The 25,772-nt window shown below is 46.7% G+C and carries 22 protein-coding genes and 1 pseudogene; 9 read left to right on the forward strand and 14 right to left on the reverse strand.

What is annotated here, in order from left to right; all coding sequences use genetic code 11:
* Window positions 1-208: 208 nt before the first annotated feature.
* The 3 genes from KFE26_RS11620 to KFE26_RS11630 form a co-directional block, all read right to left on the reverse strand.
* On the reverse strand, window positions 209-1,129 hold the full coding sequence (locus KFE26_RS11620; RefSeq protein WP_212600488.1) for a manganese-dependent inorganic pyrophosphatase: 921 nt from the start codon (window positions 1,127-1,129) through the stop codon (window positions 209-211).
* 143 nt (window positions 1,130-1,272) lie between these two features.
* Window positions 1,273-1,734: a YhcH/YjgK/YiaL family protein gene (locus KFE26_RS11625; RefSeq protein ID WP_212600489.1), complete on the reverse strand. Its 462-nt coding sequence runs from the start codon at window positions 1,732-1,734 to the stop codon at window positions 1,273-1,275.
* Between the two features lie 177 nt (window positions 1,735-1,911).
* Window positions 1,912-4,305 carry a TonB-dependent siderophore receptor gene (locus KFE26_RS11630; protein WP_212600490.1) on the reverse strand — a complete coding sequence of 798 codons (2,394 nt, stop codon included), beginning with the start codon at window positions 4,303-4,305 and terminating at the stop codon, window positions 1,912-1,914.
* 347 nt (window positions 4,306-4,652) lie between these two features.
* Here KFE26_RS11630 and KFE26_RS11635 point away from each other — a divergent pair, with 347 nt between their 5' ends.
* The 4 genes from KFE26_RS11635 to KFE26_RS11650 all read left to right on the forward strand — a co-directional run bounded on the left by KFE26_RS11635 (window position 4,653) and on the right by KFE26_RS11650 (window position 7,992).
* Entirely contained in the window at window positions 4,653-5,708 is a 1,056-nt protein-coding gene (locus KFE26_RS11635; RefSeq protein WP_212600491.1) for an alpha/beta hydrolase, read from the forward strand.
* 197 nt (window positions 5,709-5,905) lie between these two features.
* Window positions 5,906-6,481, forward strand: a complete 576-nt coding sequence (locus KFE26_RS11640; RefSeq protein WP_105251225.1) for an LON peptidase substrate-binding domain-containing protein — start codon at window positions 5,906-5,908, stop codon at window positions 6,479-6,481.
* Between the two features lie 53 nt (window positions 6,482-6,534).
* On the forward strand, window positions 6,535-7,452 hold the full coding sequence (locus KFE26_RS11645) for a pseudouridine synthase (protein ID WP_212600492.1): 918 nt from the start codon (window positions 6,535-6,537) through the stop codon (window positions 7,450-7,452).
* 147 nt (window positions 7,453-7,599) lie between these two features.
* Entirely contained in the window at window positions 7,600-7,992 is a 393-nt protein-coding gene (locus KFE26_RS11650) for a hypothetical protein (RefSeq protein WP_212600493.1), read from the forward strand.
* Window positions 7,993-7,996: 4 nt separating this feature from the next.
* Here KFE26_RS11650 and KFE26_RS11655 read toward each other — a convergent pair whose 3' ends face one another.
* On the reverse strand, window positions 7,997-9,847 hold the full coding sequence (locus tag KFE26_RS11655) for an alkaline phosphatase D family protein (protein WP_212600531.1): 1,851 nt from the start codon (window positions 9,845-9,847) through the stop codon (window positions 7,997-7,999).
* A gap of 178 nt (window positions 9,848-10,025) precedes the next feature.
* On the opposite strand from KFE26_RS11655, the gene KFE26_RS11660 reads away from it, so the two are divergent.
* Genes KFE26_RS11660 through KFE26_RS11670 form a run of 3 tightly spaced genes read left to right on the forward strand, consistent with a single transcriptional unit; the run spans window position 10,026 to window position 12,807 of the window.
* Window positions 10,026-10,940 (forward strand): SDR family oxidoreductase, encoded by a 915-nt coding sequence (locus KFE26_RS11660; protein WP_212600494.1) that lies wholly within the window; start codon window positions 10,026-10,028, stop codon window positions 10,938-10,940.
* Window positions 10,941-10,948: 8 nt separating this feature from the next.
* Window positions 10,949-12,259: a sensor histidine kinase KdpD gene (locus tag KFE26_RS11665; RefSeq protein ID WP_212600495.1), complete on the forward strand. Its 1,311-nt coding sequence runs from the start codon at window positions 10,949-10,951 to the stop codon at window positions 12,257-12,259.
* Window positions 12,256-12,807, forward strand: a complete 552-nt coding sequence (locus tag KFE26_RS11670; protein WP_105251231.1) for a response regulator transcription factor — start codon at window positions 12,256-12,258, stop codon at window positions 12,805-12,807. Before KFE26_RS11665 ends, KFE26_RS11670 begins: the two co-directional genes overlap by 4 nt.
* A gap of 196 nt (window positions 12,808-13,003) precedes the next feature.
* On the opposite strand, the gene KFE26_RS11675 is transcribed toward KFE26_RS11670, so the two are convergent.
* From KFE26_RS11675 to KFE26_RS11690, 4 genes are all read right to left on the reverse strand, one after another.
* Window positions 13,004-15,337: a M4 family metallopeptidase gene (locus tag KFE26_RS11675; RefSeq protein ID WP_212600496.1), complete on the reverse strand. Its 2,334-nt coding sequence runs from the start codon at window positions 15,335-15,337 to the stop codon at window positions 13,004-13,006.
* 523 nt (window positions 15,338-15,860) lie between these two features.
* Window positions 15,861-16,568 carry an SDR family oxidoreductase gene (locus KFE26_RS11680; RefSeq protein ID WP_212600532.1) on the reverse strand — a complete coding sequence of 236 codons (708 nt, stop codon included), beginning with the start codon at window positions 16,566-16,568 and terminating at the stop codon, window positions 15,861-15,863.
* Between the two features lie 86 nt (window positions 16,569-16,654).
* Window positions 16,655-18,220 (reverse strand): cryptochrome/photolyase family protein, encoded by a 1,566-nt coding sequence (locus tag KFE26_RS11685; protein ID WP_212600497.1) that lies wholly within the window; start codon window positions 18,218-18,220, stop codon window positions 16,655-16,657.
* Window positions 18,221-18,918: 698 nt separating this feature from the next.
* A complete protein-coding gene (locus tag KFE26_RS11690; protein ID WP_113940113.1) occupies window positions 18,919-19,356 on the reverse strand; it encodes a hypothetical protein in 438 nt (145 codons plus the stop codon).
* 218 nt (window positions 19,357-19,574) lie between these two features.
* Here KFE26_RS11690 and KFE26_RS11695 point away from each other — a divergent pair.
* A pseudogene (locus KFE26_RS11695) lies at window positions 19,575-20,070 on the forward strand (transposase); the annotation flags it as partial.
* 291 nt (window positions 20,071-20,361) lie between these two features.
* Window positions 20,362-20,838 carry a hypothetical protein gene (locus KFE26_RS11700; protein ID WP_113940112.1) on the forward strand — a complete coding sequence of 159 codons (477 nt, stop codon included), beginning with the start codon at window positions 20,362-20,364 and terminating at the stop codon, window positions 20,836-20,838.
* 34 nt (window positions 20,839-20,872) lie between these two features.
* Here the strand turns inward: KFE26_RS11700 and KFE26_RS11705 are convergent, their stop codons facing one another.
* The 6 genes from KFE26_RS11705 to KFE26_RS11730 form a co-directional block, all read right to left on the reverse strand.
* A complete protein-coding gene (locus tag KFE26_RS11705) occupies window positions 20,873-21,457 on the reverse strand; it encodes a DUF4375 domain-containing protein (RefSeq protein WP_212600498.1) in 585 nt (194 codons plus the stop codon).
* A 119-nt stretch (window positions 21,458-21,576) separates the two neighbouring features.
* Entirely contained in the window at window positions 21,577-21,963 is a 387-nt protein-coding gene (locus KFE26_RS11710; RefSeq protein WP_063883307.1) for a gamma-butyrobetaine hydroxylase-like domain-containing protein, read from the reverse strand.
* A gap of 194 nt (window positions 21,964-22,157) precedes the next feature.
* The gene (hslU, locus tag KFE26_RS11715) at window positions 22,158-23,486 is read right to left on the reverse strand and encodes an HslU--HslV peptidase ATPase subunit (protein WP_105251238.1); all 1,329 of its coding nucleotides are present in this window, start codon (window positions 23,484-23,486) and stop codon (window positions 22,158-22,160) included.
* 19 nt (window positions 23,487-23,505) lie between these two features.
* On the reverse strand, window positions 23,506-24,030 hold the full coding sequence (gene hslV, locus KFE26_RS11720; RefSeq protein ID WP_006083300.1) for an ATP-dependent protease subunit HslV: 525 nt from the start codon (window positions 24,028-24,030) through the stop codon (window positions 23,506-23,508).
* A gap of 144 nt (window positions 24,031-24,174) precedes the next feature.
* Window positions 24,175-24,750 (reverse strand): type II secretion system protein, encoded by a 576-nt coding sequence (locus tag KFE26_RS11725; RefSeq protein ID WP_113940110.1) that lies wholly within the window; start codon window positions 24,748-24,750, stop codon window positions 24,175-24,177.
* A 165-nt stretch (window positions 24,751-24,915) separates the two neighbouring features.
* A complete protein-coding gene (locus KFE26_RS11730) occupies window positions 24,916-25,467 on the reverse strand; it encodes a dihydrofolate reductase family protein (protein WP_212600499.1) in 552 nt (183 codons plus the stop codon).
* Window positions 25,468-25,772 lie beyond the last annotated feature (305 nt).

Consider the following 25,772-nt stretch of genomic DNA (forward strand, 5'->3'; position numbering starts at 1 on the left):
TCAAATCAGTGTGACGATTGGCCCATCATACTCGCCAACTTCTCTGGCTGGATAGATTTATGAGCAAAGTTTCATGCCCGTTTTCGTTTGCAGTGATTAGCAAGGCTAAGGCACAGGTGATATCAATTTTGCCTTAAAAATATAAAAGACCGAACTGAGTTCGGCCTTAATACGCTATTACTGTTGCGATTCGGCGACGATATGATGTCTAGGCGAATGCTGCTTGTAGCTGTGGTACTACTTGTTTCTTACGGCTTAATACGCCGTCTAACCACACTTTGCCATCAACGGTATCTTTACCGTAGGCACGTTGGGTCAGCTCCGCATCGTCAGACACAATCAACAACTCTGAACCTTCTTTCATGATGTCAGTCAGCAGCAATAAAACGCTGTGGCGGTTACCTTCCACTTTGAGCGCTTTGATATCGGCTTCTAGCTCGGCCTTGATATCGTCAAATACTGACAGGTCGATCACTTCTAACTGGCCGATACCGACCAAGTTACCGTTCATGTTGAAGTCTTTAAAGTCGCGCATTACTAAGTCACGTGCTGGCGTGCCTTGGACGGCGGATTTCACTTTGAACATTTCCATGCCCAGTTCTTTGAAATCTTCAACGCCGGCGATCTCAGCTAATGCTTCAACGCAGCGAATGTCTGCAGTGGTGCAAGTCGGTGATTTGAAAATCACGGTATCGCTCAGAATGGCGCACATCATGATGCCAGCGATATTTTTAGGGATAGCGACTTGGTAAAAGTCGAACATCATCTTGATCACTGTGTTGCTGCAACCCACTGGGCGGATCCAGCATTCTAGCGGTGTATCTGTGGTGAGATCGCCTAGCTTGTGGTGATCGACAATCCCTACGATAGTCGCTTGGGCGATATCATCCGGTGCTTGAGTCAGTTCTGAATGGTCAACGATATACACTTGCTCGCCAGCGTAGCTGGTTTTGTATTCCGGTGCTTCGAAGCCGAAACGTTCCAGAATAAAAGCGGTTTCGGGTGACAATTCACCTAAACGTGCGGCAATGGCTTCTTCACCGATTTGGTTTTTTAAATAGGCTAACGCGATAGCACCGCAGATTGAATCTGAATCGGGGATCTTGTGACCGACAACGTAAATGGGCATTTCAGGGACTCTCCTTTAAATTTGTGACAATTTTAGCAATATTTGGCTTTAATCGGAAATAGCCAAAGCGCATATCACTGCGCTCTTCAGTTGCTATTTCTCTAAAAATCGAACGCTCAGGTTCGGCAAAGATGGCTTAAGGTTTAGATCTTCACTTTTATCACGACTTTACGCACCGCCGTGGCGATATCGCTTGTGCCGGGCATATGCATGTCACCGGGGAAAAATAACGCAAACATGCCTGCTTTGAGTTTGATAAAAGAGGCATTGGCTTGGTTTGCCTCGTAATCAAACTCGGCGTAATCGTGTTTTTCAAAATAGGGTTTAGAGGGTGTTTGCTCCGCTAGTGGCAAGTAACCAAACTCTTCTTCACCGCTGAAAACATATTGCACATCGATATATTTTTGATGAACTTCAAAGGGTTCTGTCGACTTATGCTTGGTTTGATAGTCATTCACTATCACAAAAATATTGTCGCCATTGAGGGGATAATTGCCTACGGGTAGCTGACTAAAGTCGGTCGTCGCTAGATGTTCTAATGCAGTCGCAAGCCGAGGGCTTAAGGATTGATAAATATGGCGGTTTTTTAAGGTATCGACGATCATCGGCTACTCGACATGGTGGAAGTGAAATGGGCGAATGGTAAAGATTATAATCCGATCACCACAGTTAGGACATAAGCTTTGTCGATTGGAAGTAGGTCTAAACATGTCGGCATAAAAAACAGGCCACTGAATGACCTGTTTCTACATCAAGTATTATTAAACTTAGCTAAAACGAGTTTAGTAAGTGTATTTGGCTTCTAAAAAGTAGTAGCCACCATTAAAGCCAAAGGGGGTATTGGTTAATGGGTATACGAAGATACCATTGAAGTTATTGTTATCTGGTCGTTTTTCTGGATACACATCAAACAAGTTTTGCACCCCAGCGGTAAAGCTTAGCGCATTGGTGGCGGCGTATCTTACCGACAGATCCATCACCCATTGATCGCTATAGTTTACATCGCCCGTTGAATAACCTTCACTATAGTCACCAAAGTAGTTTAAGCGGATATTGGTTTTAAAATCCCCGAGTTCATGGGTCAGCCCAATACTGCCCGTGTTATGCGGCGTAGCAGACGTCATGCGGGTTCTTTCTATACTATCAAAGAGTTTCTTGTCTAATCCGCCTAAAATAGACGGTAGATTGATGTCTTGGATCTCGGTTTTATTATAGGCATAGGCTAAGTTCGCCCGTAAATCGCCCCAAGTGCCAATATCAAAGTCTTGGCTAACAACAAGATCGATCCCGCGAGTTCGGCTATCGACGGCATTGACGAAGAAGCGTGCTGAATCAGCATTGGTACCTGCTAGTGCGGTCGCAACCGCGGGGCTATCAGCGGGTCTTAGAGCGCCAGATAAAATGATGCGGTCATCAATCTCTATTTGGTAAGTGTCGAGCGTTACCGCTAGACCAGCGTTATTGGTATAAACAAGACCGAGACTAAATGATTGAGATATTTCAGGTTCTAGTTCGTTAATTCCAAGCGCCTTTGTCACTGGTGATAAGGTGTTGAAGGTGCCTGATTCAATAGGAACCAGTTGCCCCGTCACTGGATCGGGATTAAACAACGTCGAGATATTGCTGAAGTACAGTTGTTGTACGCTCGGCGCTCTAAAGCCTGTATTGATAGTGCCACGCAGGGCTAAGTTGTCGGTAAAATCGTAACGACCCGCGAGTTTCCAGCTCGTGTTGCCGCCAAAGTCAGAGTAGTTTTCGTAGCGTAGCGCTGCCGCCCAGTAAAACTCGTTGGTTAATTGGTTTTCAAGTTCGGCATAAATGCCTGTGTTATCGCGCGTTTCATCAACCTCAGACTCAGGGGTAAAACCGGTGAAACCTTGGCTACCCGCCGCTTTGCCATTATAGCCACCATTAATATACGAATCTTCTTCTCCGGCTTCAATTTCATAGCCGTTTTGGCGCCATGAAACACCGGTTGCAAACAGAATTTCAGAATCGTTTATAAAGGCAAAATAACGGGAAATATCCAAATTGATATTGGCTTCACGGGTCGATAGCGTTCCTGCGTCGAACTCGGTAGGAGTTTCAGGACCTAAGGAAGCATTTAAGGTATTGACGATATTATAGTTAAATGAATTTTTACCATATCCTACTGAGGCATCAATGTCCCAGTCACTCAGGTTGAATTCATAGCCTAGGGTAAGAGATGAATCGATAATTTTGGGGTTAATTTGCGGTAAAAAACCGTCGGGATACACTTCGGGTAAGTTACGGGCATCGAGAGCTAAACGGTAAAAAGCACCCGATTTAGTTTCACGTTGGCTAATACCACCAAAGGCATACAGTTTTCCGTCGGTAGATATAGGCTGAACCGCATTGATAAACAAACCGACATTATCATATTCGGCATCACCAACGTGGTGGCTCTTACGGTTAAATGTCGCTTCGCGTGGATCTGCTGAGCCATCTGCGAACTTAGGGTATTGCTGCCGTGGATCTAATCCTGCGCGGTTTGTGCTGTCTTTGTGATGCGCTTCTAGGGCGACATTCACAAAGCCATCGTTACTTAAACTTATGCCGTGGTTTACACCCACACGCCATTGCTCGCCATCACCTATGTAGGTTTGTCCGGCTTGCGCCGAGACGCTTCCCCCTTGATCGCTGTCCTTGAGTACCACGTTAATTACGCCAGCAATCGCATCTGAACCGTATTGTGCCGAGGCTCCATCTCGGAGAATTTCAATGCGTTTTATCGCTGTCATTGGAATCGCATTTAAATCGACGTTAGAGGAGCCTTTTCCCATAGTGCCGCTTAAATGTACTAGAGCAGAACCATGGCGACGCTTGCCATTTACGAGTACTAAGGTGTGGTCTGGCGACAGGCCGCGTAAGCTCGCGGGGCGCACCGCATCTGAACCGTCAGTCACCGAGGAGAATGGAAAGCTATAGCTTGGCGCCGCAAATTGCAGCGCTTTAGCGGTTTCGGTCATACCTGTTGATTCGAGTTGTTCGGCAGTAATGATATCGACCGGCGCAACACTGTCAGTTGCCGTGCGTAGTGCTATGCGTGAGCCTATGATCTCGATTTTTTCGAAGCCGGTTTGTTGCTCTGCGGCTTGGACTGCTGGAATAACCAATGTGGATGACACTGCCAATGCGATAACGGCTAGACGCATAAAAACCTCTCAATGATGTTTGTGACCCAATACTCGAACTTAGGTGTGCAGATAAAATAACAATCTGATGCCGAGAAGGTTATCACTGTAACAATTGTTACATTAAGACGTAAATATGCTAACTCAGAGCCTAGTGTTCTAAATAATATTTAAAATGCAGTTGAATATATTGATGAAAACCTCATTATCGACCTGCGTGCTTTTGAGGCTTTGTACGGCACAATACACGTTGTCGCATGCACATTGCGACTGAGTTAAGTCGATGATATGAATTGTTTATTGACGTGCGCCATCGTGGTTTAATGCGTTATTTTGCTTTAATGGCATTGATTTGAAGGAACACAGATTTGTCAGCGTTACGATTTCTCGCGGGAGCAACGGCATTTAACACCTTGGCAGAACAAGGTCTTAAATCTGAGCATTTTACCCAGCTACTTGCCGCCTCTGGTGGACCTAAATGGCTTGGTATCGCTGGGTTAGATAAGTATCTGTTTGCTGAATTTTTCAAAGACAGGCAAACGCCTTTATATACATTAGGCGCTTCCTCTGGGGCTTGGCGTTTAGCGTGTTTGGCGCAGCAAGATCCCCTCATAGCCTATGGTCGCTTAGAGGATTTTTATATTGGTCAGCGTTACGACAGCATGCCAACACCGCAGGAAGTCAGTGCGCAAGTTAAAGGCGTAGTGCAGGGCATTTTAGGGGAAAATGGTGGCAGGGAAATCGTTAATAACGCTCATATTCACAGTCATTTCATCGTGTGCCGTGCTAAACATTTAAATCGTTTAACGGCAAAGCTTCCGCTTGCGGCGGGGCTGGCGATGACGGCGGCGACCAACTTAGTGAGCCGTCGGAGTTTAGGTTGGCATTTTGAGCGTGTGGTCTTTAGCCAACAAGCTGCAGCATCTCCCTTTTTGCAACTCAACGATTTACCCAGTCAGCAGGTTGAATTAACTGAGGCTAATGTCGATGCTGTGATGTTAGCAACGGGGTCGATTCCTTTGTTGCTGGCCCCTGTGTCCCAAATTGAAGGCGTTGCCGATGGGCAGTATTACGATGGCGGCATTACCGACTATCACTTTGATTTGCCTTTATCCTGTGCCAAGGGGCTGACGCTGTATCCGCATTTTTATCCGACTATCAGCCCTGGATGGTTCGATAAATCCTTGAAGTGGCGCCAAGGTCGCGCTAATTATCACAATGCGCTAGTGTTGGCGCCATCGGCCGAATTTGTCGCTTCATTGCCCTTTGGCAAAATCCCCGACCGTGAAGATTTTAAACAACTGGACACTGCGCAGCGGATGCAATATTGGCGCACGTCTGTGGCTTTGAGTGAACGTCTTGCAGAGGAGTTTGCCTCGGTTGTTGCGAGGGGAAATGTGCTGGATCGGCTAGAACACTTTTAGGTTGAAGTGATTTGGTCTCGAAAACTGGATTTGACATGACGTGGTTGAAATGCCCTGATTCAAAATAGTGGGGTCGCAAATTTCTTTGTGCGCTCAGCTGCTTCAGGAAGGAAATTCTTTCACCTGCTACACTCTACAATAATAGGAAATACGAATGCATTGAGTTCGTTTCCTTCTATTTGGGGCAGGAGGTTGCTATGCAAACACGAGAAATGGCGTTACTCATGCGCGATGCCTTGTTACTGCCACAGGGACGGGTGGAGGTTCGCGTGGTTGACCCAGGTCATCTGCGCATGGTGGCCGATGTATTCAAGGGCAAGTATGTGCTCGCCTTTGCCACCATTAGACCCAGTGGTAGTCCGCCCTGTTATCCCACAGCCACCCAATGTGACATTATCGATTTTAATCAGCTAGAAGATGATTCACTCAGCATAGTGCTCGAAGGGCGTCAACGCGTCAGCATCCTCTCAGCGGCGCAGGCCAAAGATAAGCTGTGGATGGCGCGTACTTTACCTTGCCGTAACTGGCAAGAAGAGCCGATTAAAGGTGAATTTGAGTTGATAAGCGCCGCATTAGAGCAATTTTATGAAGTGAATCCCGATCTGTTTGAGCTCTATTCTCAAGTGCATTTGGAAGACGCCGCTTGGGTGAGCCAACGCTGGCTCGAGGTTTTGCCTATGTATAACAAAGATAAATTAGTGTTAGTGAATCAGCCTGATTGCCACAAAACCTTGGACTTCGTGCTGCAACTCATCAAGTCCCATGTGGACTGAAAAACCACAAAAAGGCTAGAATAGCGGCTTTCTATAGCCGCTTTTTTTGTGATATGACTGCATCTGCCCGCGCCGCCCAACCTTCTTACATAGTGCTTCCTGTGAATGTCACAGATAAACCCACAGTGTTTGCCTTTCTTGCACAACATTTTGCCCGTATAGGTGAAGATGTATGGCGTCAGCGGATCCTCGATGGAAAAGTGCATTGGCGGGATGGCAGTTTGATCGCCTTGGACACTGAATATCGCCCTGCGGCACGGGTGTATTACTACCGTGAAGTGCCGGTGGAAGCGAAAATCCCCTTCGAAGAACAGATCCTATTCCAAGATGACAACGTTATTTTGGCCTACAAGCCGCACTTTTTACCTGTGACCCCAAGTGGCAATTATGTGAACGAATGTCTGGTGCATAGACTAAGATTGCGTACTGGCATTGATACTATCGCGCCCGCTCATAGGCTTGATCGTGAAACCGCTGGAGTGATCCTGATGACGGTCGCGCCTGAAACCCGCGCGCTCTATCATCAACTCTTTATCGACGATGCGATTCGTAAAGACTATCAAGCGATTGCCAAGCTGACACCTAATATTATTGAACAATATCAACAGGGAAGCTTAACTTTGCCCCTGCATTGGACGGTAACAAACCGCATGCAGCCGAGCGACCCGAGCTTTACCATGAAAATCGTGGAAGGTGAGGCGAATACCCATTCCGAAATCAGTTTAGTGGCGGTAAAAGGCGATGTCGGTTTATTTCATTTGAGCCCGATTACCGGTAAAACTCACCAACTTCGTGTGCATATGCAAAGCTTAGGTATGCCATTGTTAAACGACAGATTTTATCCAAACTTATTACCCAAAGGACCGGATAACTTTGCGACGCCTCTTAAGTTGATGGCACAGCGTTTACGTTTTATTGACCCTGTGAGCGGGATGCACCACGACATGCAATGTCAAGGTTTTGAGTTTTAGTCAGCGGAAAGCATTATTTCCAGTCTGTTTAAAGGAAATAATCGGGTGCAATTGTGTGCTTGGCCCTGTGATGGTATGAATACAATCTGCAGTATCTGAGTCTCTGCCATAGGGAGCCATATTACGATTGTTTAAAGGAAGTCCATTATGACCAAATCTGCGATCTTCTCTATCTTGCTTTGCGCTGCAGTATTAGTGGGGGCCATGTATTTTGGTGACTGGACTAAGCAGCCTTATCTGAATGACATTGCCGCCGAGATCCGTAAGGCGAGTGCGGTGATTGAACCGAAGAAACCAAGTTCGTCTGGCACATCGACAGCAGAAGCCGATGCCGAGCGGGATCAAAGCCCTAAGATCATTTGGGATCAAATGGCGCATGAAAAACCGTCGAATAAGTCGCAGCCAGAAGCACTGATTTTCAATCAGGCTCAGCCAAAACCTGCTAAAACCGATGAAGCGTTATCCAAAAATACGCCCTTGATGGATTCTGGCTCTGGTGCCACTCAGCCTGAAACGGTTAAACATAATAAACCCGTTTAATCTGTTATTCCTGTTTGGGTGGTTCGAACAGGGTTTCGCTCATATCGCCATGTAAAACCGCAATTTTTGTTGGTGCACCATCATCAGCTAATTCCAACATACCTATTCCGCTTTTATTCACTAGACGTTTACTCGGCTCACCATTTGGTCGCCTGCCACGGAGCAACATACGTTTACGTTTTGTCAGCAAGTTAAGTGGTGAAAAGTGGCCATAAAACCAGCCATTGAGTTTATCGAAAATCGGTAACAGCTTCTCGGGGAAGTGATTTTTAATACCGCTGCAGGTGATTTGGTAGATGTTAGGGCTACTGCGTCTAAAACGAATACTGATGTCGTAACTAAAGGAGTAATGCACATCGCCGGAGAGGATCACAAACTCCTCTGGGGTTTTACGGTGCATAAAAATACTCAGCAGTGCATTGGCGGCGCCCGGGTGGGCCATCCAGTTTTCGGCGTCTACTAACAGGGAACCGCCGATCAGAGTGGCTGTACGCTGCACAGCTTCAATCAACTTGACCCCAAACATGGGCGCAGGTGAGACGATAATGACCTTCGACTGGCCGAGTAACTCTTGCTGCAAATCCATTAACGCCTCCCAATCCATCAAGCCGGAAGGTTTTGCGAGATTAGATTCACTGCGCCAGCGGCGGGTACGCGTGTCGAGCACGACCAGTTTGGGCGAGGACTCTAAGGTGTAATGCCACTGCTCAAATTTAAGTAATTCATCGATGAGCAGATCCTGACTTTCGCTTTCTTGTCGCGCAAAAAACGCATCGAGCAGCGGGCGGATATCGGCGGCAAATTTATCAGGCGCGTTGCCAAGTCCTTGGAATAAGGTGTAGCCGATTAAGGCATTACCAATAATGCGTTTTGAAAATGCGTGTTCGTAGGCCGCTTGTTCCCATTTAGCCGTCAGGTTCCAATCATCGGTGACGTCGTGGTCATCAAACATCATATAAACGGGAATGTGCGCCATAAAGCGCCTGACTTGCCCCAGCCCAGCTTTAAAGCCGAGCAAGTGTTGCCACTCATTTTGCCAGCGGGCGGTATTGGCGGGTGATAAGCCGTCGACATCCTTCGAGATATTCACTAATTCCCACAGCTCAGGTGACCAAGTGAGTAAATACAGGGCGATGATTTCATTTAGGCTGACCAAATGATTTACGGCGATGGAGGAGGTAAAAATGGGGTGATTGCGATACCAACGCCACAGCGCGGTTTTGGCCGGATATTGGGTATGAGGCAACAGGTTTTTATGCCGTTGATACAAATATGCGGGCTGATAATGAATGTCTTCGCTAGTGGTGATGCTCGCGCCTTCAAATTGCTCATGTTTAAGACCAAGCAAATCGATGACTTGCCCTATGGCGCTTAACATAGGTCCCGCAACATCATCAATATAGACCTGATCACCACTCATTATGATAAGTGCAGGGCGATCATCCTCCGCACCCCTGTTGATTATCTTGGCTAAATGGGTATCTGCGGCGACCAGTGCATCGTCACTGTGGTGATGCGGATTGCGGCAGGAACCGTGGAAGACTTGGGTTAATTCAGGCGTGAAACGTACACTTGGCGTCGACGCATCGCCATAGTTCAGCTGGCTTATCGTGGCAAAAATATCACCATGCTGAGCGGCAGACACTTGGTAAGGTGTGACGATATTGGGCGCGAGCAACTCTGGGCGCGACAGTATTATTAGATATTGATGGGCATGTTGCCCGAGTGGCACATAGTGTAAATCGGCATCCTGCAACAGGTACTCTTGCTCACCAAGACGCAGCTTAAGTTCAGTTAATGGCTCACGACTTACAAACCACAGGGTAAAGTGTGAGGCATCGCAGTGGCGCAGCATGGGGCCAGCTAATATCAGAGGAAGTGTCGTACTCAAATTCTGCCTATGGGTATTTGGGTTAATCTTGCATGAGTTAACCCTAAGTAAGTTTGGTTTAGAAGAGTAAACAAGTGCGTTGAATATGAAAAGCTTTTAGAATTGTTAGCCATAAATATGCGTTGAAACTGAATGGGGCGATATGGCTAAGATTATGGTCACGGGGGCGACTGGGCTACTCGGTAGAGCTGTCGTAAAACAGCTTGAATTAACAGGACATGAGGTTATCGCCACGGGTTTTAGCCGCGCAAGTGAACGAGTGCATAAACTCGATCTTACCGCCCCTTTGGGTGTCGAGGCATTTATCGCCCGCGAGCAACCGCAAGTGATAGTGCACTGCGCCGCCGAGCGTCGCCCCGATGTCTCCGAGCAAAATCCGCAGGCGGCATTGGCGCTTAACTTAACCGCGAGCCAAGCCTTAGCTATGGCAGCTAAGGCCAATAACGCTTGGCTTATCTATATTTCCACTGACTATGTGTTCGATGGCACTCAACCTAAGTACGCTGAAGATGCAGTCACTCATCCGGTTAATTTTTATGGTGAATCTAAGCTAAAGGGCGAAGAAATCGTGCTAGACACTAGCGCTGATTTTGCTGTGCTACGCTTGCCAATCCTTTATGGCCAAGTAGAAAAACTGAGTGAATCTGCTGTGCTAGTGCTGGTTAACCAATTGATTGAGCGTCGCGCCCAGGGTGTTGATCATTGGGCGATACGCAGTCCAACCTCGACCACCGATATTGCCCAAGCCATAGACAAGATGATTGCACAGCATATTGAACATTCTACCGTGCAGGGGATTTATCATTTTAGCGCCGCAGAGACTATGACTAAGTATCAGATGTTGTTGACCTTAGGAGAGATTTTACAACTCAGTACAGCGCACTTAACGCCTGAGTCGACGCCGACAGATAACGCCAAGCGGCCAAGGGATTGCACCTTAAGCTGTGCGCGTTTAGCTGCGCTGGGGATTAGTTCTGAAATCAATTTTGCCACTGGCGTGCGCCAAGCATTAGAACAATCGAGTTGTGCACTTGCCACGCTCGGACTCACTCTGTAGGAATCGCCATGGCTAAGATCTTAGGGACCAGTCTACAGGCTGCCGACCAAGTCGCATTACTGCGAACCTTAGGTTTGTTGCTGCAAATAGGCTTAACCACGTTTGCCGCCGATACTTTTGGTCTTAGCCTGCAAATGGAGCCGTTAGTGCATGTGTTAGTGCTAGAGGTGTTATACCTTTCGCTCACATTGGCGCTACGTAAACCCTTATTTGCTAAGGAGCGCGGCCTTTTTATTGCGCTCAGCTTAGACACATTATTTTGGATATCTTGGTTGCACTTTTCCGGCGGCGCGACCAATGCGTTTATTTCGTTATTACTGTTGCCGATTGCACTTGCGGCTGTGACTTTGCCAATCTGGGCGCCTTGGGCACTGACGGCAATTTCAACCTTTGCCTACAGCCTGATGATCTTTACTGTGCCCGAATCCCCTATGCAGCACCACGGTATGGACATGAGTTCCCACTATTTAGGCATGTGGTTCAACTTTGTGATTTCAGCATTGGTGATGACAACCAGCGTGGCGTTAATCACTAAGCGTATGCGCCGCCAAGATGCGCAGTTAGCCTATATGCGCGAAGGGCAATTGCGTCAGGAGCAACTCTTAGCCCTAGGCACAGTATCGGCGCAGATGGCACATCAACTTGCTACGCCGCTCTCGAGTCTGAGGTTATTACTCGACGAAGTAAAAGAAGACATGAGCGATACCTCGATAACGATTGTCGAGATGGAAACTGCGTTAGGTCGCTGTGAACATACGCTTGCCGAGTTGAGATTAGCGACGGAGTCGATCCGCGATCGCCGCCAGCGCCCACTAAAGATCATTGAGTTGGTGGACAGTTTGAAGCAAAAAACCTTGTTGTTAATGCCGCAAACTGAACTGAATTGGTTGATTACTTGTATGCCAGAACAACTGGCAGAGCAAAGTATTCTGACTGATATGAGCTTAACGCCAGCCATCATGGCCTTGATTGAAAATGCTGCCCGCGCCAGCGCCGAAACCATAGGTGCGCCGCAGGTGGGTATCAGTTTAGATATAGCGCCAAACGAAGAGCAGATCTACTTGCAGATCCGCGATTATGGCACTGGTATCGCGCCCGATTTATTGCCACAGTTGGGCACCTTACTCATAGAAAGTCCCAAGGGTTTAGGGGTTGCTTTGCTACTCAGTCATGCCAGTTTAGAGCGTTTGGGTGCAGAGTTGATTTTGGCTAATCATCCCCAAGGTGGCACTGTGGCACAAATTCGTTTCACTATATTAAGGGCGCCGGCGCCGTCTGTATCACACAAGACTAAGGCTAGTGACGAGGTAAGTTCATGAAACGTTTGTTGATTGTAGAGGATGACCTTTCCCTTGCGAGTATTTTAGGCCGCCGATTAACACGCCATGGCTTTGAATGCCGATTAACCCATGATGCCAGTGATGCGCTGCTGGTGGCGCGGGAGTTTCGTCCTAGCCATATTCTTTTAGATATGAAGCTTGCCGAAGCCAATGGCCTAGGGTTAATTGTGCCGCTGCGTCATCTGCTGCCCAAGGTGACTATGGTGTTACTCACCGGCTACGCCAGTATCGCCACTGCGGTGGAAGCGATTCGTCTCGGCGCCGATAATTATTTAGCTAAACCTGTGGATACCCAAACCTTGCTCGCCGCACTGGAAATGGATGGGCATTCCCATACTCTTCAAGAAGATGAAGTCGACGATTCGCCACTTAATCCTAAGCGTTTGGAGTGGGAGCATATTCAGCAAGTGCTCAATGCTAACCAAGGCAATGTGTCCGCCACGGCTCGCCAATTGGGAATGCATCGTCGGACGTTACAACGTAAATTGCTGAAGAAACCAGTGGGTGAAAGTGGACATTTGAAGTAACGATTCATCCACGTGTGGGCAAGGAGCAACAGGCAACAGCTTAAGGCAAACCTTATGAGGTACTGAGGCTGAGCCGTTTGACCATAAAAAATGCCACTCAAAAGGGCTGAGTGGCATTAACAAGAAAACGAGAAGTGAATCGATGAATTAGCGCTAGGATTTTATGCTAGCGCCATTGCACGATTAGGTTATGCGATTAAAAAGTAACGGTTTCTTCGTTTGAGCAAGGGCCGTTAGTTTCACATACTTTATAGGTGAAGCTTGCGCCAGCTAGGTCGGTGAAACGGTCAATAAACGATGAGCTGCTTGAAGTACCCACCGCAACACCGTTACGGAAGATAGTGTACTCATCAGCGTTGTGACCATCCCATTCGAGTGCAACACGTATGCTACCGCGACGAGATTTGTTAGCGTTTTTCACTGTCATTTCTAACGCCACTTCTGGCACTTCAACCGCAAATTCTGCCGAAGTGCTTGCTGTTGCGCCATCGTTGTCAGTTACAGTCAGTGTGACTGTGTAGCTGCCTGACTGGGCATACTGATGATTGACACTCGCACCTGCGGCATTTGTACCATCACCAAAATCCCAGTTCCATGACGTCAGGTCGCCATCGCTGTCAGTACTGGTGCTTGTGAAGCTGCCGTTACCGTTAGCAAAGCTTGCAGTAAAGCCTGCAGTTGGAGCTTGGTTTGGTGTGTCATCGCCGTCATAAGCACCCACTAGGCTCACACCTGTGTAGCTGCTATAGCCGCTGACCATCACCCAATAAGTTCCCGTTTGAGCAGGATCAATAGCACAGCTTTCGGCATTACCTGACTTGTATGGACGACAGTCATAGCTGCTAGACGTCGGCGCTTGACCAAATTTAACATACATGTCCGCATCACCTGTGCCGCCTGACATATTGAAGCTCAGGTTAGTTGCACCGCTAGCGACATCTAGTTTGTAGTATTTTTTGCTACCTGACGCACCCGCTAAACCTGTCACAGCAACACCGTTGGCGAGTTCAGTAGCTTCTGGTGGTGGCGGTGGTGGTGGCGTTTCACAAGGTGTGATACCCACAGCGGCAAACGCAGTAACCACATCGTCAGCACTTAAGCCTAAGTCAGTTGCGGCCGATTTTACACCACAAGCGCCTTGCCAGAATAAGCTGTCCGCCGTCCAATATAATTGGTTAGCGACTACGAATGTTTGGAATGCTTTGCGCGTATCCCAACCTGGTAAGTTAGCTAAAGTGTAGAAAGCTTTATTGAATACACCTGAACTGTGGTGCACGTCGATGCCATCATAGTAATCGTCGATATGACCGATTGAGATACCGTCTAAGGTTGGATCTGCCATGTAGCGCAGTGCACCACTGCCTTTAAAGATATCGGCGCCGACTAACCAGTCGTTTGTGCCGTGCATGTAAAATTCAGCGGCTTCACCCGCCATATCTGAGAAGGCTTCGTTCATGCCGCCAGATTGATCTGCGTAAACCAGCCCTGAGTTTTGTTCAGTGAAACCGTGACTCACTTCGTGTGCCGAGACATCTAAGCTCACTAATGGGTGGAAGGTTGTTGCGCCATCACCGAAGGTCATAGCACTGCCGTCCCAGAAAGCGTTTTCGTAGTTGTTGCTGTAGTGAACTCGCATCGTTAACTGAAAGGTTAACGGTGCAGTGTTGTACCACTCGCTATACATCTTGTAGATCACGTTGCCGAAGTAGTGCGCATCGTTTAATGGCGAGTAAGCACCGTTGATCTCTTTGACTGTATTGCGCGGACAAGTATAAGAGAAGGGTGTGGCGCCTGATGTGGCACCGTTTAGGTTAACGGTTTTCACGTTAGGTGAGTTCATGGTGCAAGTGTCACCGCTCACTTCAACGTCTAAGTAAGAGAAATCCGTACCGTATTCGTATTGGCCAGTCTTGATGTTACCGCCTGGACCTGTGCCGGTTGCAGCGTGGTTAATCCCTTCCCAACGCTTGAGCACTTCACCTGAGTGTGCGTCAATCATAGTGAATGGACGGCTTGGCTCATCGCCATATACCACAAAAGACGTCACATAAACGAGGCGAGTTTTAGCGGCATCATCGAGGTAAAGCCATAATTTTGCTTGTTTGTTTTCAGCTTTTAGGCTTGCAACGGCTTTGTCAGACTTGCCACGGATCGCAATATCTAACGCTTTGTTAGCCGTTAAAGTGGGTTTGACAAAATCAGCCGACTTTTCAATATTTTTTAATACGCGGCCAGACATGTCGCTGTAAAAGCCCATGCTCGATTGTGACGTCGCAACAGAGAAACCATAAACAGGTACGCCATGGAAATATTGTTGTAAACGTTGTTTTTGCTTGCCTTGACCTAGGTTGAGTTTTTTCTCTACTTTGAGTTGGCTACCTGCGTCTAAGCTGAACTGAGACACTAAGTTATTGCTTGAAGACGCGCTTCTAAGAGCACCGACATCGACAACATCGGCAGCAAATGCGGATGTGCCTAAAGTGGCCGACACAGCAATGAAGAGTAGCGACAGTTTTTTGTTTAGCATCATGCTTGAAATCCTTTTTCCGTTTTGTAAATAACGTTGGAATGCCATACAGCTTAACTGGCTCGGGCGAGCGTTTTTTTATTGTGATTTCTACAGGGTCGTCGGCATCCCTCTGCCATGGCCGCATAGAATGAGCTGTTGCTCAGGCGGGAATTCTCAGATTTTTATTCTGTGCAAAGCGTGAATAACCGCATGACTCTAGATGTTATTTAAATGTAAAAGCGTTAACAATCGTACAAAGGAACTATCTTCAACGTTCATTTAGACGCTTTTAAATCTGAATTAGGACTTTTGGGTAATAGGGATTTAGCCAAGCGGAAGGGTGATGCACTTGAGTGTTTTAAAATAATTTAATGATTTATTTCAATTGTTTATTTTTCAGTGTCCTTGAAAAGGCTTGGTTAAGGATGGGTCTGTGCGTTGGTAGGCATCATCCTATCAAGGGGTTGAGATCCTCGGCTTTGATTTATTAACTTAGAAAGACTCCATCGGAGTTGCCGCTGCTTGACTTGCTCTTCAGCTTATTTCACCAAGGTAACTCTGTGCCATCGTAGGCAAAAAAACGCCCTGTTTGTGCGGGTGTAGCATTGGCTATGATGGGCAGTAAGCAGTTTGCGACATACTCAGGTGTAAACAGTTTGCCTTTGGGGACACTCTGTTGAAATGGCTGAGATAATGGCGTGTCTGTCGTGCCCGGATGCAGAGACAACACCACGCCGTGTTTCATGGTGCGTTGCCACTCAATCGACAGTGTTTTGAGAAACATATTCAGCGCGGCTTTTGAGGTGCGATAGCTGTACCAGCCTCCTAATTTATTATCGGTAATACTGCCGACTCTCGCCGATATCACCGCAAACCTTGCCGAGTGACTTTGTGTTAATGCCTTAGCAAAGTGCTTTGCCAACATGATGCTTGGTAGGGTATTGAGCGTTAAATTGTGCTGGAAAAAGTCGATATCAAGTGACTGTAGGCTTTTTTCTGGCCCTTTATCTTGGGTGTGTAAGATGCCGACACAGTTAATAATCCAGTCTAATTCAGTGAGTTGTTCACTTAGCTGTTTAATCTCAGCTTCATTGGTCACATCTAATGCATGCCATTGGATTTTCTCCTGCCTGTCTTGGGGAAGATGATGCCAGTAGGTGGCGTGCACGGTTGCGTTGGGATAGTTTTCTTGAATTCGCTTAACTATGGCTTTGCCAATACCCCCACTCCCGCCGACGATAAGTACTTTCATCACAAACTCTCCTATCCAAATATCTATATCAAGCTATTTATATCAATGAGTTACTATATCAATGAGTTACGCTTAGCATTACTTCGCTACAAACGGTTTAGATGAACGAGGTTGTGTTCCGCTGTGGCTAATATGGCGCTTCTTACGGACTCGTCCATTTTGTCCCAAGTCTGGTATAGCATGCCGATCCTAGGATTTTGCGACAATCGCGCGCGGTGTTTTTCCATAAAATGCCAATAAAAGCTATTGAACGGACAGGCAAGTGCACCGCTGCGCTCTTTTATTTTGTAATGACACCCGCTGCAATAATCACTCATTTTATTAATGTAAGAGCCGCTGGCGGCGTAGGGTTTAGTGCCGACAATGCCGCCGTCGGCAAACAATGCCATGCCGCGGGTGTTGGGCATTTCAACCCATTCGATGGCGTCAACATACACGCCTAAATACCACTCATCGACTTGATTTGGCTCGATTTCGGTTAATAAGCAGAAATTGCCGATCACCATTAAGCGCTGAATATGATGGGCGTAGGCAAAATCTAATGATTGGGATAAGGCTTGTCGCATGCAGCTCATCTTAGTGTCGCCATGCCAAAAATAATCGGGCAGCGTCCCATGGGCATCGAGAGCATTAGTGCTGGCGTACTGCGGCATATTGGCCCAGTAAATGCCGCGAACATATTCTCGCCAACCTAATATCTGTCGTACAAACCCTTCAACTTGGGCGATATCAATCTCAGCATTCGTTTGATAACTGTCGATGGCCGCATTGATGACTTCTAACGGGCTGATTAATTTACTGTTAAGGCTGAATGATAGTCGACTATGGTACAAGCTCCACTTGGCGGGATGTTGCGCTGTCATGGCATCTTGAAAACGGCCAAAGGAAGGCAAGCAAACCTGACAAAAATACGTTAATAATTCGAGGCTTTGCGCACGGTTTATCGGCCACAGCAATGGCGCATCAATACGACCCATGGTCGGGATTTGGTGACGCTCAAGCCTAGCGAGAATTTCAGTTACATCGAGGCTAAACATTAATGGCTCAGGCAAGACTTTTATATCCTGAGTTTTAAGCTTTTGACGGTTGCTGGCATCAAAGTTCCACTGCCCGCCGAGTGGTTTTGCGTCTTGCATCAAGATGTTGTAACGTTTACGCATGCGGCGATAAAAGTGCTCCATCATAATGTGTTTGCCGACGGGGAACTGCGCATCGATTTCGTCAAAGGGTAAGATAAAGTGCTCTGTATCGACACAGTTCACCACGGCAGTATTGAGCTTAAGTTGGCTCAATTGCTCAAGCAGGCGGTATTCATCTGGCCTTTGGTATTCAAACTTGATCGCGCCAACCTGCGTCACTTGATGTTGAATGAGCCCCAGTAGATCGCTATAGCCCTGAGTGTTATTGAAGGTGTCATCAAGGGTGAGATAGAGCACTTGGTGCCCTTGCGCCCGCAGCTCTTGGGCAAATTGCGCCATTGCCGCAAAGAAGGCACATATCTTTTGCACATGGTGCGTCACATAAGTGTTTTCTTGGTGCAGTTCTGCAATCACATACAGTACTTGATCATCAACGCGGTTAAACCAAGAATGCTGGGCATTGAGTTGATCGCCTAAAATTAACCTGACTGTATGGAATTGCTGTAATTGCATTAAGTGGACTCGTTGAATGACTTTCGCGGTTAAGCATTTCGCGATGGGATATTGCCGGACATTACGAATTGGGTTGCAGTGAGGATCACAAAGCAGGGTATTTGTCGTGATTTCGACAAGGAGGTTTATCTGAACTTGGTTTGATAGCTTTTAAAGCAAAGTCGGGGGGCACCCCTTGATTTTCAATCAAGAGCCCTTGCCGAACAACGTCCATGTCTAACTGCCAGTTCGCCATCCTTGGCTCTCGTTCGTACCGCTGTTTCGCAGCACTCACCCTAGCGAAGTTACATGCATTAACTCTTTATTTATAAGCAGGGCTTCGTGCTTATTCAAAATCGCTAACGCTTACGGTGGTACATCCCTATTAATTAAATAAAGAATCCGAAAGCTAACTCGGCATCCATGCCTCGCTCATGCGATTTTCTTCAACGCCCTTCAGCAACTTTGCAGGTGAAGGTGAACTTCTGAAGTTTTAGTGTTGTTTGTTAGTATTTAAAAAGAGTACTAACACTCCATTTTTAAAATTTAACAATGGGAGTCTAAATAACACGAGCTAATTCATATAATAAGGCTGGTGAAGCACGTTTTATATTACAAAAATGAGATTGGCATCCTTAGATATAAAACATCGGCCTAGACCGATGCTTTTGGGTTGTCTGATGCAATAAAATTCACATAAACAGTGAGATAGCTAACCACTAATCCCAATATACTGTATAGACATGATAGCCAGCATACGGCTTAGGGGATAGTTGATGTTCGCCATAGGGCCAGCCTGTCCCCATTCCATCTGCCGCGATTCCTTCAATCCATTCTTCCACTTCCGCCAGAGGCGCACAGGTAAGAATATGAATGTTCTCAGCTGCAGGCCATAGCTCATCATCCTCAAGTGCTTCGGACCATTCATCGTGCATCCCAACATAAACACCTTGCACATCTGACCTATGTTCGATTTCTTTCAAGCAACGATAGATTTCTTTGATGGATGGTCGACCATAACCCCAATTATTGGGTGCGATAGACTCTTCATCTTCGTTTTCTAAAAAGTACTCATTTAATGTCACTACCGGACAGTGCTCTGGATCGGCGGTCGATAAGGCGCTTAATTTATTGAGTAATTCCGTTCTCGTTGTCACTGACAATACTCCATTTCTAAGATTTGTTTCCAGCGAAGGTTTAACTGTTTTATCACATATGCAGGGCTAATAATAAATCTGGCCATCCATTTTAGAGCAACAATATAATGCACTTTCAGGTTGCCTACAAAGAAGCTGTTTTCAAGACTCCCAGCTTAAATGGCGTGGTAGTTAACCTCCGACTATGCTTTGATTAAGCATTAAACAAGGAGGTTTATATGCCGCGTCCTCTCAGAATTCAGATAAGCCTTGAAGACATTCCCTATTACCATTGCTATAGCCGCGTTGTGCGGCGTGCTTTTTTATGTGGCGATAATGCCTATTCTGGGAAAAATTATGACCATCGCCGTAGTTGGGTTGAGTCACTACTGTTTGAACTTGAAGCCGTTTTTGCTATCGATGTTGCAGCCTTTGCGGTGATGTCGAATTATCTGCATGTGGTGTTGCCAGCCGATATCGACAGTGCCAATCGTTGGACTGACCGCGAAGTACTTGAGCAGTGACATAAGTTGTTTAAAGGCGATAAGTTAACGCAAAAATCCGTTTAAGGAGAGCTAGTTGAGGCGCATGAGGTCAACCGATTAAAGCATTCAATCGCAATTTACCGCAGGCGATTATGCGATATATCATGCCTAAGTTTTCAAAAGAGTGCGATGTTTGAATGAGCTAATAGCAAGACAAGCAAATCAAGAAGATAACTGTACAGGCCGCTTTTAGGAGGGACGGTTTAAATCACTGGCCTTACTTGATGAAGTTGCTGATTTAAAATGGTAGGCCTGATAATTTTCATTCCATTATCCTTGACCATGTGATCGCAGTGTTCGCGCTTCCTTATGCTGCAAATGGCGCCATCAAGCGCTTAGGGATAACTCATTTTTAAATCAAAGTTGGCGAGTCACTGGCGTAATAGTCTTAATCGTTGGGTGCATTGATCAAAAAGTTATTATTTTATAGTATGTTACTCAATTTTAATGCGTTACTTAACGCAGCAGGAGCTTAGTTTGTATGCGGGAATATGATGGGATTGAAAAGCGTTATCAAAGACCTGATGCCGATTTAGCTAAAAGTTTGATGATTATCGAAAATTTATTGGGTTTTACGCCGCTAGAGGATAGGTTGGAATTTGATTTGTCTTTTTGGGCTGGCGGCTCAGGTGTATTTGATAAGTTGGCGGTTTCATGTTCTGTGACTCCCGAGCAAATGGTACTCGCGCAAGATAAGTTGAAACTCTATTCCCCAGAGGCGGCGATAGCATTGGATGAATGGCGTGATGATTTTATTTGGTTAGTGGAGGATGAAGACGTTTGTACCGATGTGCTGGTTAGGTCGGCGCATTTTATTAATGAAAATAAAGCGCCATTTCAAGATGTTTGTCTTAAAACGCAGTCTATTTATTTCGCTTATATGAGCGATGTGAATGGCTGGACTGCGGTATGGGGTCAGCAAGATAGGCTCAATTATGCTTATTTCTGTCAAGGATAGCCTTTATCTTTAAGTGATTACCGGCAATCGCCAGTTAAGTCTTATTCACTAGTCCGTAATCAAGGGCGTAGCTTTTAAGCTTGGCATCGAGAGCATCTAGATCTTTATAAAACTCGTCATCGAGCTTATCGAGTACGCTGTACAGGTCTTGGTTATCGGTGGCGGCTAAACGACGATCTCTGTCGATTGGTACTGGCTTTTCGCCAAACACGGCCTGTTTTGCTTGGTGCAGTAAGTTTAACGAGTGGCTTGCTCCCATTTGGATAAGTCCACGTTCAGCGAAGGCGTAATGCTCACCTGAAGAGTTGTCGAAATACTGAATAAATCCACCATTATAGACCTCGCCAGATAAGCAGTTCACCGCATAGTAGTTTTGTTCCTCTGGTCTAAGCGTATAAAAACCTTGATCTTTGTTATGTACCTTTACAACAAGATCTCGCCAAAAGGCTCGAAAGGGACAGGTTTTATCGAGTTCACGCTCTTGTTGGTAGTATTCCTTCGCACGCTCGAGGTTTGCACGTATGCCATTTTTGCAGGGCATGCATAAACCCTCATTTTTTTCGGCGGTACTCGGAAGGATTAAGGTGTTACATTCTTGGCAGGGGATTTTTTCCGACATGGTCTTTCCTTTGATACTCAAGTCAGTAAGAGAACTCACAGCTTCACAAGCTACCCATTGTTAAATTCTCTGTTTCTAGAGTTTACATCGCACAATTAAGCGTCTATGCACCTAACGTACTAGTTGTACTTTATATTCATCGCGATCAGCGGTTCGCGTGAGGCTTTTTCGGCGCGTAGGCGGGCGAGGTATTTTTCCCATAGATCCACTTGGTGGGTGGCGAGATCGTAGAGTACTTTCCACGAGAATAGGCCTGTGTCGTGGCCGTCATCGAAGACAATTTTTACTGCGTAGTTGCCGACGGGTTCTATGGCACTGATGTTGACGTTTTTCTTGTGGGTGACCAGCTTTGGATTACCGTGACCATGCACTTCGGCCGAGGGCGAGTAGACTCTGAGCATCTCGCAGCTGAGCTGATATTGCTCACCATTATCGAAACTGATTTCTAGAATGCGCGATTTACGTTTCAGTTTAAGATCGGTGACATTGGGCGTTGCTGTGGTCATAGGTTGGCTACCAAGAAAATGCTAAGGATAGGATAACGACTCATTAAAATAACACCTGACTAATGTAACCACTCGCGGCCAAGGATACAAAGGGTAAGCGAGAGCCTTGGTCAGGCTTTTTCGTTTAAGTCACACTTTTGCATTTGAGTCGTTTACCGCCAAGTCGTTTGAGCTTGGCGGTGAACGGTTTAGTACTAGAGGATAAAGCGGCTGAGATCTTCGTCTTGGACTAAGTTGTCTAAGTGGGCGCTGACATAGTCGGCGTCGATAACAAAGGCGGAGCCCGATTTTTCCGATGCCTCGTAGGAGATATCTTCCATCAGCCTTTCCATCACTGTGTGTAAACGACGGGCGCCGATGTTTTCGGTGCGCTCGTTCACTTGCCATGCGGCTTTCGCAATGCTGTCGATACCCGATTCGCTGAATTCAACTTTCACGCCTTCTGTGCCCATCAGCGCGATATATTGCTCGGTGAGCGAGGCGTGTGGCTCGGTTAGAATGCGTTTAAAATCATTGGCTGATAGCGCATCTAGCTCGACACGGATCGGTAAACGACCCTGTAATTCAGGAATTAAATCCGACGGTTTAGACATCTGGAATGCGCCAGAGGCGATAAACAGTATGTGGTCGGTTTTTACCATGCCGTGTTTTGTGGTGACTGTGCAGCCTTCGATCAGCGGCAGTAAGTCACGTTGTACGCCTTCACGGGAAACGTCTGGGCCTGAGGTTTCGCCGCGCTTACAGATTTTGTCGATTTCGTCGAGGAACACTATGCCGTGTTGCTCAACCATTTCAATGGCTTGTTCTTTTAAATCTTCTTGATTGACCAGTTTTGCCGCTTCTTCTTCGATCAATAGCTTAAAGGCTTCTTTGATCTTCATCTTGCGACGTTTTGCTGGTGCTTGGCCCATGTTTTTAAACAGACTTTGCAGCTGGTTGGTCATTTCTTCCATGCCTGGAGGCGACATGATTTCAACACCAATTTGCGGTTGGGCCACATCGATATCGATTTCTTTATCGTCTAATTGGCCTTCGCGTAGTTTTTTGCGGAAGACTTGACGGGTATTTGAGTTGGAATCGGTTTCAGTGCTTTCCCAGTCGTTTTTCGGCTTAGGCAACAGGGCATCGAGAATACGCTCTTCGGCATTTTCTTCGGCGCGTTGGCGACATTTGCCCATTTGCTGCTCGCGGGTCAGCTTGATGGCGATATCGGTCAAGTCGCGGATGATTTGCTCGACTTCCTTACCGACATAACCCACTTCAGTGTATTTAGTCGCTTCGACCTTGATAAAAGGCGCGTTCGCCAGCTTGGCTAAACGGCGGGCAATTTCAGTTTTACCAACGCCCGTTGGGCCAATCATCAGAATATTTTTTGGGGTGACTTCTTGACGGAAATCCGCGTCAAGTTGCATCCGGCGCCAGCGGTTGCGCAGGGCGACAGCAACAGAGCGTTTGGCCTTTTGTTGGCCAATAATGTGTGCATCCAGCTCGTGGACAATCTCACGGGGGGTCATTTCAGACATAATATTCCTCACGGGCTGTTTAGTAATTGAGTTCTTCAATCGTTTTGAATTGATTGGTGAATACGCAGATATCCGCAGCAATAGTCAGGGATTTTTCGGCGATTTCTAAGGCTGACAGCTCAGTATTTTGCAATAGTGCAAGGGCCGCCGCTTGGGCATAGTTGCCGCCTGAACCAATGGCGACTAAGTCGTGTTCTGGCTGAACGACATCACCATTACCTGTGATGATCAGCGAGGTTTCCGCATCGGCCACGACTAACAGGGCTTCGAGTTTACGCAGCATACGGTCGGTACGCCAATCTTTGGCGAGCTCAACGGCCGAGCGCAATAAATGGCCTTGGTGCATTTCGAGTTTTGCTTCGAAACGCTCGAATAGGGTGAAAGCATCGGCGGTGCCGCCTGCAAAACCTGCCAGTACCTTGTTGTGATATAAGCGACGCACTTTTTTGGCGTTACCTTTCATGACGGTATTGCCTAGGGAGACTTGGCCATCGCCGGCGATGACAACTTGATTATTACGGCGTACTGATACGATAGTGGTCACAATGAATCCTCTTCTGGCCCGCAGCAAAAGTTGCGGTGGATGATGGGATATATATGGGGATGGATGACAATAATTCAAGTAATCGCGGCAAATGCCAAAGGAGTTTGCGATCTTTCGCGCTCCTTTAGCAATAAAAATAAGCGCTTACTGGGAAAGGGTGGATCGACCTACAATAGTGCGGCCATCGAAGGGATAGTATTTAAGATCCCAGTTTTCACTGCCGAAGCTGCGATCGTCCGAGACATAATTGAAAATGCAGTAAGCATTGGGATCTTTTATGTCGACGGCACCATACCAGTAAACAATGTCGACATTGGGAACTGTGCGCCAAGAGTATTGATCGGCAATGACAAATTCATTATTAGCCAAAAGACCTTGCCATAACTGACCACAATAATCGCCCTGCAATTTAGCACCGGCATCAGCGGTTGCAGTCTCTATTCCTAGTGGAAATCCTGTGGTGGTCGAGTCGAGTTTTCCGTCACCATAACAGGCGAGATCTTGGGTATAACCAGAGTTACCGCCCGCAAGCCAGCAACTGTGATAAAGCTTAACACCAGAGGCAAAGGCCGCAAATGCGGTTTTGGCTCTGGCATCGTGAGCATCTTGGCCTAGGTTTAAAAACCGTGGTGCTGCGACGACGGCCAAGATCCCAAGGATGATAATGACCACAACCAACTCAATTAATGTAAAACCTTTCGATGACTGCAAACGACTCATATTGCTCACCTATTTGTTAGAGGACAATATTCTAACGGAACTTTGATTTGCAATCAGTAAGCCATTGATAATATTTAGTTGTTTAACATTGCTGTTACATGGTTATGCAGCAAGATGGCAAGCCATCACTTCACCCTTCAATGCAATCAGCCGAATGTAAACGGCTTATAAAGCCATTTTGTCTATAACACGATAGCGGGTTTGTACGTAGCCATTGTCGTACTGCTGCGTGTGAATTGGCATTAATTGAATCGCTTGAGCTAAGTCGCCAAAGAGGGGAATACCTTTACCCAGTAAAGTGGGGATACGAGTGAGCGTGAGTTCCTGAATTAGCCCCGCCGCTAAAAAGCCTTGGATTGTTTGGCCGCCATCGATATAGAGATGTTTGAAGCCACGCTCTCTGAGTTGTTTGCTGATATTTACCGCATCGCCATTAAGCACTTGCACGTGCTCACTTAACGCCGCCGGTACTGTTACACCGCTGCGACTTAATACAAACACTGGGATATTTACATAGGGCCAATCGCAATCGAAGGAGAGGACTTTTTCAAAGCTTTTTCGTCCCATTACAATCGCATCGATAGTGTCGATAAAGGCATGATAACCAAAGTCTTCATCGGGATTAGTACTGGGGTGCTGATTTAAAAAGTCGATATCCCCATCGGGCGTTGCGATATAACCGTCGAGGGTCGCGGCAATAAAAACGGAGGCTTTCATTCATCTTCCTAAATGCTATTTTCGAGCGTGTTTCTCTAATGATTCTTTCAGTGCCTGCTGTTGAGCGAGGCAGTCTTGTTTTGCTTTGCCTGACATATCGTTACACATTTGACCTTTATCTGGGCCTTCCAATATGGCGGCTGCAACATAAACTGCGGCATCGGCTGCATTGCATTCTTGTTTGCTGTAGGGGGAATTTGTATCACATTTTGAATTAAGCGGCCCAACGCAGCCACTCATACAGGTCAAGACTAAGGTGCTAAAGCTGTAAAGGTTTGAACATTCGCTCTTCCATGATTCTTATT

Source organism: Shewanella sp. M16, assembly GCF_018224605.1.
GTDB classification, from domain to species: Bacteria; Pseudomonadota; Gammaproteobacteria; order Enterobacterales; family Shewanellaceae; genus Shewanella; species Shewanella oncorhynchi.